This is a genomic window from Bradyrhizobium sp. USDA 4341, from assembly GCF_054063755.1.
Genome location: NZ_JBSSGO010000002.1, coordinates 335422 through 348481, shown reverse-complemented (window position 1 = coordinate 348481; position 13060 = coordinate 335422). Strand labels below are relative to the sequence as shown.

The window sequence follows — 13060 nt, the reverse complement described above, 5'->3', positions numbered from 1 at the left end:
CGCTACGTTATTCGGCCGCGACCACCTGCGGGCGCTCGACGTCGTCGCCCGTCTCCACCTGCGGATCGAGCTTGCGGCGCAGCCTGCGGTCGATGCGGTCAAGGTAGATGTAGATCACGGGCGTGATGAACAGCGTCAGTAGCTGCGACACGCAGAGGCCGCCGACCACCGCGACGCCGAGCGGCTGACGCAGTTCGGCGCCGGCGCCGGCGCCGACCGCGATCGGCAGCGTGCCGAAGATCGCCGCGAACGTCGTCATCATGATCGGGCGGAAACGCAGCAGTGCCGCCTCGCGGATCGCGTGCTCGGCGCTGAGGCCGACGCGGCGGCGCTCGAGCGCGAAGTCGACCATCATGATCGCGTTCTTCTTGACGATGCCGACCAGCATCACGATGCCGATCATCGCAATCACCGACAGCTCCATCCCGAACAGCATCAGCGTCAGGATCGCGCCGATTCCGGCCGACGGCAGGCCCGAGATGATCGTGATCGGATGGATAAAGCTCTCATAGAGAATGCCGAGGATCACGAAGGCCGCGAACACGGCGGCGAGGATCAGCACACCCTGCCCGCGCAGCGAATCCTGGAACACCTGCGCGGTGCCGGAGAACCCGGTCGCAATCGTCGGCGGCAAGTTCGCGTTCTGCTCGAGCTCGGTGATCTTGTCGACCGCGTAGCCGAGCGAATTGCCCGGCGCGAGATTGAACGAGATCGTCACCGCCGGCTGCTGACCCTGGTGGTTGATCTGCAGCGGCCCGACCGTCGGCACCAGCCGCGCCACCGCATCCAGCGGGATGGTCTGGCCGTTCGCGGTCTTCATGTAGAGCTTCGAGAGATCGGACGGATCGACGCGGAACTGCGGCTGCACCTCCAGGATGATCTGGTAGTCGTTCGACGGCATGTAGATGGTGCCGACCTGCCGCGAACCATAAGCATTGTAGAGCTGGTTGCGGACCTGGTCGACGGTGATGCCGTAGACCGCCGCCTTCTCGCGGTCGATGTCGACCGTCATCTGCGGGTTCTTGATGTAGAGATCGGTGGTGACGTCGAGCAGGCCCGGAATCTTCTCGATCTTGTCGCGCATCTCCGGCGCCAGCCGGTACAGCGCCTCGGTATCGCCGCTCTGCATCACATATTGGTACTGGCTCTTGGAGATGCGCCCGCCGATGTTGAGGTTCTGGACGCTCTGGAAGAACGCCTGCATGCCCGGGATCTCGCGCGCCTTCTGGCGCAGCCGTCCGATCACCACGGTGGCGTTGTCGCGCGTCTTCTGCGGCTTCAGCGCGATGAACAAGCGGCCGTAATTGGTGGTCGGATTGGGACCGCCGGAGCCGACCGTGGAATTGATGTAATCGATCGCCGGATCGGTCCGCATCACCTCGACCAGCGCCTGCTGGCGCACCTTCATCGCCTCGAACGAGGTATCGGTCGCAGCTTCCGTCACGCCGATCAGGAAGCCGGTGTCCTCCTGCGGGAAGAAGCCCTTCGGCACGATCATGTAGAGGTAGATGGTGCCGCCGAGCGTCGCGAGCGTCACGACCAGCATCAGGGCTTTCTTGGCCAGCACCCAGTCCAGCGCCCATTCATAGGCGCGCAGCCAGGCCTCGAACATCGCCTCGAACGCGCGCAACACGATGTTCGGACGCTTGGTCGCGTCATGGGCGCGCAGCACGCGGGCGCACAGCATCGGCGTCAGGGTCAGCGACACGAAGCCGGACACGATGATCGCGACCGAGATCGTGACCGCGAATTCGCGGAACACGCGGCCGACGATGCCGCCCATCAGCAGCACCGGGATGAACACCGCGATCAGCGAGAAGGTGATCGAGATGATGGTAAAGCCGATCTCGCGGGCGCCCTTTAGCGCCGCCTCGAACGGCTTCATGCCGTGCTCGATATGGCGGACGATGTTCTCCAGCATCACGATGGCGTCGTCGACCACGAAGCCGACCGAAAGCGTCAGCGCCAGCAGCGTCATGTTGTTGATCGAGTAATCCAGCGCGTACATCGCCGCACAAGTTCCGAACAGCGAGATCGGCACCGCCAGCGCCGGAATGAAGGTCGCCGACGCCGAGCGCAGGAACAGGAAGATCACGAGGATCACCAGCGCGATCGCGATCAGCAGGGTCTCCTCGACGTCGCTGACCGCCTGCCGGATCGAGACCGAACGGTCCATCATGACCTGCATGGTCACCGAGGGCGGGATCGCGGCGCGCAGCGACGGCAATTTCGCCAGCACGGCATCGACGACGGCCACGGTGTTGGCGTCGGGCTGCTTCTGGATTGCGAGCACGATCGCCCGCTCGTCGTTCATCCAGGTCGCGATCTTGTCGTTCTCGACGCTGTCGTAGACCTTGGCGATTTCGTCGAGCCGGACCGGCGAGCCGTTGCGCCAGGCGACGTAGATCTGGCGGTAGTCGGCCGCCTTGTCCATCTGGCCGGAAGCCTGCAGCGCGACGTCCTGCTTGGGGCCGTTCAGCGTGCCGACCGGGGTCGAGGAATTGGCGCGCGACACTGCGGCGCGGATATCCTCCATTGAGACGCCGCGGGCGGCCGCGCCCTCCGGATCGGCCTGAACGCGGATCGCGAATTTCTGCGCGCCGTAGATCAGCACCTGGGCGACGCCCGGCAGCTGCGACAGCGCCTGCCCGATCGTGATGTCGCCATATTCGTTGACCGCCGACAGCGGCAGCGTCGCCGACCCCAGCGAGACGAACAGCACCGGGAAATCGGCCGGGTTCACCTTCCGGAAGCTCGGCGGGATCGTCATCTCGATCGGCAGCCGGCGCTGGGCGATCGTCAATGCCGTCTGCACGTCGAGCGCGGCGGCATCGATGTTGCGGTTGAGGTCGAACTGGATGGTGATGACGCTCGTACCCTGCGAGGAGTTCGAGTTCATCGAGGAGATGCCGGCAATAGTCGAGAGCTGGCGCTCGATGATGCCGGCAACCGAGGCGGCCATGGTGTCCGCGCTGGCGCCCGGCAACGTGGCCGTGACCGCGATGGTCGGGAAGTCCACCTTGGGCAGCGCCGAGACCGGCAGCAGGCGGAAGCCGAACACGCCGAATGCGATGATCGACGCCGTGATCAGCGTCGTCATGACCGGGCGGCGGATGCAGAGCTCGGAGAGCGTCATCGGTCAGGCTCCGGCCTTGCGCGCCCGCAGCTCGACCCGCGATCCCTCCGACAGCAGCAGCTGGCCATCGACGACGATGCTTTCATCGCCCACCAATCCGTCAGAGATCACCGAGCTGCCCTGGAAGGTGCGATCGACCTTGACCGGCCGGACCTTGGCGACGCCGTCCTTGACGACGAAGACGAAATTGCCGTTCTGGCTGCGCTGGACTGCGACCGTCGGCACCACGACCGCGTCCTCGCTGCGGATGATCAGCTTGGTCTGCACGATGGTGCCGGGCCACAGCGTCTCACTCGCATTGTTCATGATGCCGCGCACGGTGACCATGCCGGTGGTCGCATCGACGGTGTTCTCGACCATCGCAACCTTGCCGCCCTCGGAGCGCTGGTGGCCGGGAATGGTCGCGATCACCTTGGGATCGTCCTTCCCCATGGCGTCGCGCAGATCGACCAGCGCACGCTGGGGAATGGCGAAGGTGACATAGACAGGCGCCATCTGGTTGATGACCGCAAGCGGCTGGGTGTCGGCGGGGCGGACGAAGTTGCCGACCTTGACGTTGGCGGCACTGATCCGGCCGGCGAACGGCGCGCGGATCACGGTGTAGCTCTTCTGGACGCGGAGGTTTTCCAGCGCGAACTGGTCGGCCTTGATGGTGCCGATCAGGACGTCGGACTGGGTCTTGGCGTTGTCGAGGTTGACTTGCGTGGTCGCGCCCTTGCCGACCAGCTCGGTGTAGCGGCGGAGGTCGCGCTGCGCGCCCTCGAGCTGGGCCTGGTCGCGGGCCAGGACACCCTCGGCCTGCTCGATCTGGGCATCGATCTGCCGCGCGTCGAGCATGAACAGCAGGTCGCCCTCATTGACCTTGGCGCCGTCCTCGAAATGCACCGAGACGATGGTGGTCTCCAGCCGTGACTTCAGCGCCACGCTGGAGATCGGCGTGACCTGTCCGATCGCGTCGACATCCACCGGCACCGACCTGCGTTCGGCCTTGGCGAGATCCACCGAGACCACGCGCGGCCGCGGCGTCCCCTGCGCGGTGGCGGCACCGCCACCCATCCATGAAGCGCGGGTCATGTAAGCCGCCCCGGCCGCAATGCCGAGAACAGCGACAGTCAGAACCAAATTGCGTTTTTTCATACGTCTTGCACGTGCGCCGCCCGCTTCCCTTCAGGGCCGGGACGCTTCGCAACTCCCCCATCGGCAATTGTTACGCCTTGTTTCTGGAGAGGGTTAGCACAGGCGGATCGCCCATGGTATGCCACCTAAGTAAAATCCTGCGGCTTCAATCCCGGTCATTTGCATGCGCATCGCTACGTGGAACGTCAACTCGGTCCGGCAACGGATCGAACTTCTGGTCGCCTGGCTGAAGGAGTGTTCCCCCGACATCGTCTGCCTGCAGGAGATCAAATGCGTCGACGACGCGTTTCCGCGGCTGGAGGTCGAGGCGCTCGGGTATAATGTCGTCACCCACGGCCAGAAGACCTTCAACGGCGTCGCGCTGCTGTCCAAGCTGCCGTTCGACGAGACCAAATCGGGCCTCGCCGGCGACGACGAGGACGCCCACGCCCGTTTCCTCGAAGGCGTCGTTACGCTGAAGCAGGGCGTGGTGCGGGTCGCGTGCCTCTACCTGCCCAATGGCAACCCTGCCAACACCGACAAATATCCGTACAAGCTCAAATGGATGTCGCGGCTTCTTGAGTACACGCGGCAACGGCTTAAGGCCGAGGAGCCGCTGATCCTGGCCGGCGACTTCAATGTCATTCCGGCGGCCCGCGACGTCTACAACCCGGCTGCCTGGGTCGATGACGCGCTATTCCGGCCGCAGACCCGCGAGGCCTTCCAGTCGCTGCTCGGCCTCGGCCTCACCGATGCGCTGCGCGCGGTTAATGACGAGCCCGGCCAGTACACGTTCTGGGACTACCAGGCCGGCGCCTGGCAGAAGAACTGGGGCCTGCGCATCGACCATCTCCTGATGTCGCCGCAGGCCAGCGACCGGCTGATCGATGTCGGGATCGACAGTTATGTCCGCGCCTGGGAGAAGCCGTCCGACCATGTCCCGGTCTGGGCCGATCTCGATTTCGAGACCGCCTGAGCCCGCCGGCCGCGGGGAATATCAATCCCGGCGGCCTCTAATCGCGACGACCCTGCACCCAGTGCTCGAGCATCTGCAGCGCCATCGCGCGGTCGTCCTCGGACGCCTTGGCGATCGCCCGGTTGTAGCTTTCCTTGATCCAGGCCTCTTCCGGCGTCGCGCTGTCGCGCGCCAGGGTCAGCCACATCAGGCCACGGGCCCGCTGCGGCGGCAGCCGATCGCCGTTGAACAGCATCTGGCCAAGCAGCGCCTGCGCCTGATGCTGGCCCTTCTGGGCGGCAAGTCCTAGCCAGCGCGCGCCATAGCGGAAATCGTCCCGCGAGGCGTCCGGCGTCTTCAGATACAGCCGGGCAAGGTCGTACTGGGCGTCGGCATTGCCGAAATAGGACGCGGCATAGGAGAACATCTCCCGCGCCCGTTCGGTGTCAGCCTTCACCTTGGAATTGGGAATGCCGCTCAGATAGTAGCGGCCGAGCGCCACGAAGGCGTTGGCCACGATCGAGGCCTGCGGCGCCGACGGCGAATCCTCGGCATGCGCGTTGGCGATCCGGCTGAAATACTCAAAGGCGCGCATGTCGTCCTGGATGACGCCGTCGCCCTCGGCGTACATCTTGCCGAGCTTCCACTGCGCCACGGGATGACCGCCCTCGGCCTGGTACTGCAGCGTGCTGAAAGAGGAGGTCGGCGAGGTCGCCGCAGGGGCAACCGGCGTGGCGGCCCGCTTCAGTGCAGCGGCTGAGCCGGGCTGCGGAGCGACCACCGGAAGAACGGTATCCTGGGGGCTGACCGGGGCGCCGTCGAATCCGAATCCGGGGCCTGCCACCGGAATGGCCCCTAACGCAAACGCAAATATCGCACGCTTAAACGTCCGCATAACACTGTTTCTCGTACGCGCCACCCGGATGGGTGACTGCGCCATCCACCGCCGGCCCCACTTGCTCGGCGTACTTCCACAGCGCACCAGATGTATGGTTCGTCGCGCGAGGGGCCCATTTGGTCTTACGATTTGCGAGTTCGGCGTCGCTCAAATTTACGTTAAGGGTGCCGGCAACCGCATCGATCTCGATGATGTCGCCGTCTTGCAACAACCCGATCGGCCCGCCGACGGCCGCTTCAGGTCCAATATGTCCGATGCAGAAGCCACGGGTGGCGCCGGAGAACCGGCCATCGGTGATCAGGGCAATCTTGCCGCCCATCCCCTGCCCGGTCAGCGCCGCCGTGGTCGCCAGCATCTCCCGCATCCCAGGACCGCCCTTCGGTCCCTCGTAGCGGATCACAATCACTTCGCCTTCCTTGTAGGTGCGCTTCTGCACCGCCTCGAAGGCGTCTTCCTCGCGGTCGAAGCACCGGGCCGGACCGGTAAACTTCAGGTTGGACATTCCCGCGACCTTCACGATCGCACCCTCCGGAGCGAGATTACCCTTTAGCCCGACAACGCCACCTGTCACGGTGATCGGATTGTCGGCGGGCCGCACCACATCCTGGTGCGGATTCCATTTCACGCTTTTGAGGTTTTCGGCGATCGTTCGGCCAGTGACGGTCAGGCAATTCCCGTGCAGGTGGCCATTGTCGAGCAGCGTTTTCATCAGCAGCGGAATGCCACCAACCTCGAACATGTCTTTGGCAACATAACGGCCGCCCGGCTTCAAATCCGCGACGTAAGGAGTCTTTTTGAAGATTTCGGCAACGTCGAACAAATTGAACTTGATGCCGCACTCATGGGCGATCGCCGGTAGGTGCAGCGCAGCATTGGTCGAACCACCTGAGGCTGCAACCACGGCCGCAGCATTTTCAAGGGCTTCCCGGGTGACGATGTCGCGGGGCCGGATGTTTTTCTCGATCAGCTCCATCACCTTCTCGCCGGCGGCGGAGCAGAAGGCGTCGCGGATCTCATAAGGCGCCGGGGCCCCGGCCGAGTACGGCAGCGCAAGGCCGATCGCCTCGGAGACGGTCGCCATGGTGTTGGCGGTGAACTGAGCGCCGCAGGCACCGGCCGACGGGCATGCCACCCGCTCGATCTCGTCGAGGTCCTCGTCCGACATGGCGCCGACCGAGTGCTTGCCGACCGCCTCGAACATGTCCTGCACGGTCACCGGCTGCCCGCGGAAGTTGCCGGGCAAAATCGAGCCGCCATAGATGAAGATCGACGGCACGTTGAGCCGGACCATCGCCATCATCATGCCCGGCAGCGACTTGTCGCAGCCGGCGAGCCCGACCAGTGCATCATAGGAGTGACCGCGAACGGTCAGCTCGACCGAATCGGCGATGCACTCGCGCGACGGTAGCGACGAGCGCATGCCGTCATGGCCCATCGCGATGCCGTCGGTCACGGTGATGGTGCAGAACTCGCGCGGCGTGCCGCCGGCGGACGCCACGCCCTTCTTCACCGCCTGCGCCTGGCGCATCAGCGAAATGTTGCAGGGAGCAGCTTCATTCCAACATGAAGCAACGCCGACAAAGGGTTGATGAATCTGGGTTGTCGTCAGCCCCATCGCATAGAGATAGGACCGATGCGGTGCGCGCTGGGGCCCTTCCGTCACGTGACGGCTCGGCAGCCTGCCCTTGATGTTCGTCTTGGCGTCCATCGCGACCCTGTTCCCAGCGCTGTTTCCTCCAACAACGCCGGAACCGATTAAAAGTCCCGTCGTCGCGAGCGCTGGCTATTCAGCTAGGTGAATATCCTTTCATGTCAGGGTGTGGCTAAAAAGCGGCGCGACTACGGACTGGCTGTGTTTAGGGTTAAATGTCGATTCACTGTTGCGACGAAGCAACAATCGTGGCTCCCGGGCAACCATGTATTATCGGTCCTTATGGGAACCTGACACGTATCTGACCAAATAGCCGTCAAGTTGCCGTCTCGCGACGGAACTCGTCCGAGTTGCGGTCTGATTGCCGCCCTCTCCTCAAACGGAGGGCGCAGGGAAAGCCGGGTGCCGATCGCGCGCACACGCCTCTCGCCACCCGTCGTCCCGGCCCCCCGTGCGCAATTGCGCACCTAACGGCTCGTGAAGCGAGAGCCCGAATCCATTCCACCAATAATGCGGCACGATGGATTCCGGGCTCGTGCTTCGCACGCCCTGGAATGACGATGGGGAGACGTCGCTACTCGGCCGCCAATTTCGGCGGCGCAAGAGGCGCCCAGCACTCGACACGATTCCGGCCATGTTCCTTGGCCTGGTAGAGCGCCGCATCGGCGGCCTTCATCAGCGCGTCTATCCCGGGCATGCTGGTGAGGGCCTCGGCAACGCCGATGCTCACCGTCAGTGAAACCGGACGATCATCCGCCCCCAACTTCAATCCTTCCGCCCTCTTGCGAATGCGCTCGGCGACGGTCCGGGCGCGCGACAATGTCGTTTCCGGCAGCAGAACCGCGAACTCCTCGCCTCCGACACGGCCAATAACGTCGGACTTGCGCTTGCCGCGTGTGCAAATCTCGGCGACTGCCTTGATGGCCTCGTCGCCGGCCGCATGACCGAGCCGGTCGTTGATGCTCTTGAAGTAGTCGATATCGACCATCAGGACGGAAACGGAGCGATAGTAGCGCTGGAACCGGCTCCACTCCGCGTCCAGCGTTGTCAGGAAGTGCCTGCGGTTGAACAGTCCGGTGAGCGGATCGGTGGTCGCGAGCACCTCGAGCTGTCGCGCGTTACCGACAAGATCGGTCACGTCGACAAAGGTCAGCATCCGGCCGCCGTTTGCCATCGTTGAGCAATGGATCCTGATATTGCGGCCATCAGGCGTCCGGACGTCGCGCTTGTGATCGCCCGCCTTGATCTCCGCAATCCGCTTCGCCGGAAAGGCTCTGATTTGCTCCGGGGTCGAGCCCGTCGGGACTGCCCGGCGGCTGCGCGTGAGAAGCGTGACGTATGCCGGATGCCGCGCAACCTCCTCCTCGCTCACCTCCCAGAATTCCCGCATTCTCCGGTTGAGGAAAATCACATTGAGATCGCGATCAAGCAGGACGACGCCGTCCTCCACGTTCTCGAGCGCGCCGGTCAGCACCTTCAACTTGTCCGATGCGCGCACGATGTCGGTCACCGGCGTGTAGCTCACCATCCGGCCGCCGTCGGGCAGCGGCGTGCACTGACACCGAACCACATCGCCGTTGCTGCGCCTGAGATCGATCGGATTTGCATCCCCGGCGCTCACGAGGCGGACGCGTTCGGCAACATAGGCTTGAAGCTGCTCAGCCGGCAGCTCATAGGCCATGGTCTTGCAGCCGTGATGCATCAGATCGGTGAAGCTGGGATTGCGGTCGGCAACCGCGTCCGGAAGCTGCCACATGTTCCGGAACGCGCGGTTGATGAACAGGGCTTTCAGCTCCGCATCCAAAAGCAGGATGCCGACCGGGATCTGATCGAGCGCTGCGCGCAGCGCCAGCATGTGCCCGCGCAGAATGTCGCCGCTGCGCCGTTCCGGAATGGCTGATGGCGCAGCAGCGGCAGGCACGGCAGCGGCAGGCGCGGGTGCCGGAGGATTCGCCTGCTGCGCCTCAAACACCAGGCCGAGCTGGCGGTCCGATTGCCACAGCCGTTTGCATGGCCTCACCTGATTGGTGCCGACAATCAACAGTTGGATCTGGTCGGGAATCCCAACGACGCTTTCGAGTTCCACGGTCGCTCCCGTATCGGTGAGCTGCCGGACCGTGCAATCGAAGGCCGACCGACCGAAATTGAAGACGATCTTTCCGGCCAAAAACGTTCGGCCGCGGGAAGCTGACACCTGTCCGGACATGGCGAGACGCACCTGGAGCAATTGCGAGCACCCTCACCTCAGCATGTTTGAGTCACCAAGCCATGAACGCTTTCGAGGGGTTTTGACCCAGAGCGGATGACGAAGGCTGTGTGCGCCGCAAAACGGGTTCCAACTTGCGGTTCCTGGAACCCGTGCGGTGGAGAACTACGATCCGCTCAGCCGCTTCCGTTTCGCGTTCAGCGCCGAAGCGACGCGGCTGACCGGCGGACGGCCGAGCAAACCGGCGACCTCGTTCGTCGCAGCCAGCAGCTTCTCCATATCGACACCGGTTCTAACGCCCATGCCTTCGAGCATGTAGACGACATCCTCGGTCGCGACGTTGCCGGTGGCGCCGGGCGCGTAGGGGCAGCCGCCGAGGCCGCCGGCGGCGGCATCGATGACGCGCACGCCCTCCTCCATGCCGGCATAGAGATTGGCGAGCGCCTGGCCGTAGGTGTCGTGGAAGTGCATGGCGAGGTTGCCGACCGGAAGCTCGGCGCCGACCGCCCGCAGCATCTCCTTGGCCTTCACCGGCGTGCCGACACCGATGGTGTCGCCGAGCGAGATCTCGTAGCAGCCGAGGTCCCACAGCGTCACGGCGAGATCGGCGACCGCCTTCGGCTTGATCTCGCCGTCGAACGGACAGCCGAGCACGCAGGAGATATAGCCGCGCACCTTGACCCCATCGGCCCTGGCGCGCGCCAACACCGGCTTGAAGCGCTCGATCGATTCCGCGATCGAGCAATTGATATTGGCGCGCGAGAAGCCTTCGGAGGCCGCAGCGAACACCGAGACCACCTGGGCGCCCGCCGCGCGCGCGGCGTCATAGCCCTTCTCGTTCGGCACCAGCACGTGGAATTCGGCGTCCTTGACCTCGTCCTTGATGTGGCTGACGCCGCGCAGCACCTGGTCGGAGCTTGCCATCTGCGGGATCGCCTTCGGCGACACGAAGGCGCCGACCTCGACGGTTTTAAGCCCCGCCGCCACCAGTGCCTCGACGAAGGCGATGCGCGCCTCGACGCTGACCGGCGTTTTCTCGTTTTGCAGGCCGTCGCGCGGCCCCATCTCGACGATGTGGATCTGATCGCTCATGACGCAGCCGCGGGCTCGACTTCGGCAAGCTCAACGCCCTCGCCGACGATGTCACCGACCTTGCATTTGAGCTTCTTCAACACGCCGGCATAGGGCGCGCGCAGGGTCTGCTCCATCTTCATCACTTCCAGCGTCAGGATCGGCGCGCCCTTCTCCAGCGTCGCGCCCTCTTCGGCCAGCAGCGCGACCACGGTTCCCGGCAGGGGCGCCACGATCTTGTCCTCACCGACCTGCTCCTCGCTCTCGCCGCCGAACGGATCGACCCAGTGCAGGTCGAAACGGCCGTTGCGGGTGCGCAAGTAAACCTCGTGGCCCTCGATGACCGAGGCGACGCGCGACTTGAGGCCGTCGAGCGTCAGGTCGAAGCCATCCTCGCGGGGGGACGAGATGGCAAAGGCAAGCTCGCGCCCACCGATCGACAGCGTCGACGGTCCGTTGCCATAGTGCAGCGTGATGGTGTGGGCGGGCTCGTGGCCCTGCCGGAATGAAAACAGCCGCTGGCGGCGGCCGACCGGCATCCAGCCGAAGGCCTGCCAGGGCGAGTTCGCCTCGCGCCGCGCCGCCTTCTGCTCATCGTTGACGATCGCGGCCACCGCCGCGCAGAGCTCGAACTCACCGGCGGCGCCGGTGCCTGATGTCAGGTTCTTCAGCTCGCGCTCGATGAAGCCGGTATCGATCGCATTGGCCCTGGTGTCAGGATGCGTCACCAGCGCCGACAGGAACGGGATGTTGGTAACGATGCCGCGGACGTCGGTCTCTTGCAGCCCGCGATTGAGCTTCTCGATCGCGCCCTCGCGCGTCGGCGCCCAGGCGATCACCTTGGCGAGCATCGCGTCGTAATACGGCGAGACGTTGTCGCCGCTGCGGTAGCCGGCATCGATGCGCAGGCCGTCGCCTTCCGGCGGCGTCCGCCAGGTCTTGATGCGGCCGACCGAAGGCATGAAGTTCTTCTGCGGGTTTTCTGCGTAGACGCGGGCCTCGATGGCGTGCCCGTTCAGCCTGATCTCGTCCTGCTTCAGCGGCAGGGCCTCGCCGAACGCAACGCGCAGCTGCCAATCGACGAGATCGACGCCGGTGATCAGCTCGGTGACGGGATGTTCGACTTGCAGACGCGTGTTCATCTCGATGAAGAACACGTCCTTGCCGTCGGAGACGAACTCGATGGTGCCGGCGCCGACATAGCTGACCGCACCGGCCGCCTTGCGGGCGGCCTCGCAGACCGTCTCGCGCTGCGCGGCGTTCAGCGTCGGCGACGGCGCCTCCTCGATCACCTTCTGGTGGCGGCGCTGCAGCGTGCATTCGCGTTCCCACAGCGAGAGCAGATTGTCGTGGCTGTCGCCGATGATCTGCACCTCGATATGGCGCGGGTTCTGCACGTACTTCTCGATCAGCATGCGGTCGTCGCCGAACGCCGCCTTGGCCTCGCGCTTGGCGCTGGTGATCGCGGCCGACAGCTCGCCCGCCGAATTGACCACGCGCATCCCGCGACCTCCGCCGCCGGCCGACGCTTTCACCAGCACCGGGAAGCCGATCCGGTTGGCGGCCTCCGCCAGGATCGCCTCGTCCTGCGCCTCGCCGTGATAGCCCGGCACCAGCGGCACGCCGGCCTTCTCCATCAGCGCCTTCGAGCCGGATTTCGAGCCCATCGCGGTCATCATCGCCGCGGTCGGACCGACGAACACCAGGCCGGCATCGAGACAGGCCTGCGCGAACTCGGCATTTTCGGACAGGAAGCCGTAGCCGGGATGCACCGCCTCGGCGCCGGTCTGTTTTGCAGCCGCGATCACGCGCTCGATGTTGAGATAGCTGTCGCGCGCCCGCGCGGGCCCGAGCAGCACCGCCTCGTCGGCGAGTGCGACATGCATCGCGTCGCGGTCGGCCTCGGAGTAGACCGCGACGGTGCGCAACCCCATCGCACGCGCCGAGCGGATGACGCGGCAGGCGATCTCGCCGCGGTTGGCGATCAGAAGCGTGCGGAAGCGCCGGTAGAGTTTTGAGCGGTCCAT

At 64.9% G+C, this 13060-nt stretch carries 8 protein-coding genes; 1 reads left to right on the top strand and 7 read right to left on the bottom strand.

Annotated features, from left to right (window positions below):
* Positions 1-7 precede the first annotated feature (7 nt).
* On the bottom strand, positions 8-3136 hold the full coding sequence (locus ACVIGB_RS07360; protein WP_456723212.1) for an efflux RND transporter permease subunit: 3129 nt from the start codon (positions 3134-3136) through the stop codon (positions 8-10).
* Positions 3137-3139: 3 nt separating this feature from the next.
* Entirely contained in the window at positions 3140-4273 is a 1134-nt protein-coding gene (locus ACVIGB_RS07355; protein WP_456723213.1) for an efflux RND transporter periplasmic adaptor subunit, read from the bottom strand.
* A gap of 163 nt (positions 4274-4436) precedes the next feature.
* Here ACVIGB_RS07355 and xth point away from each other — a divergent pair, with 163 nt between their 5' ends.
* Positions 4437-5228, top strand: coding sequence for an exodeoxyribonuclease III (gene xth / locus ACVIGB_RS07350; protein WP_456723214.1), 792 nt, complete (start codon positions 4437-4439; stop codon positions 5226-5228).
* 37 nt (positions 5229-5265) lie between these two features.
* Here the strand turns inward: xth and ACVIGB_RS07345 are convergent, their stop codons facing one another.
* From ACVIGB_RS07345 to ACVIGB_RS07325, 5 genes are all read right to left on the bottom strand, one after another.
* Positions 5266-6102, bottom strand: coding sequence for a tetratricopeptide repeat protein (locus ACVIGB_RS07345; protein WP_171947562.1), 837 nt, complete (start codon positions 6100-6102; stop codon positions 5266-5268).
* Positions 6089-7813: a dihydroxy-acid dehydratase gene (gene ilvD, locus ACVIGB_RS07340; protein ID WP_173643437.1), complete on the bottom strand. Its 1725-nt coding sequence runs from the start codon at positions 7811-7813 to the stop codon at positions 6089-6091. Before ilvD ends, ACVIGB_RS07345 begins: the two co-directional genes overlap by 14 nt.
* A gap of 517 nt (positions 7814-8330) precedes the next feature.
* Positions 8331-9842 (bottom strand): diguanylate cyclase, encoded by a 1512-nt coding sequence (locus tag ACVIGB_RS07335; RefSeq protein ID WP_456723215.1) that lies wholly within the window; start codon positions 9840-9842, stop codon positions 8331-8333.
* 285 nt (positions 9843-10127) lie between these two features.
* Positions 10128-11054, bottom strand: a complete 927-nt coding sequence (locus tag ACVIGB_RS07330) for a hydroxymethylglutaryl-CoA lyase (protein WP_456723216.1) — start codon at positions 11052-11054, stop codon at positions 10128-10130.
* On the bottom strand, positions 11051-13060 hold the full coding sequence (locus ACVIGB_RS07325; protein WP_456723217.1) for an acetyl/propionyl/methylcrotonyl-CoA carboxylase subunit alpha: 2010 nt from the start codon (positions 13058-13060) through the stop codon (positions 11051-11053). Before ACVIGB_RS07325 ends, ACVIGB_RS07330 begins: the two co-directional genes overlap by 4 nt.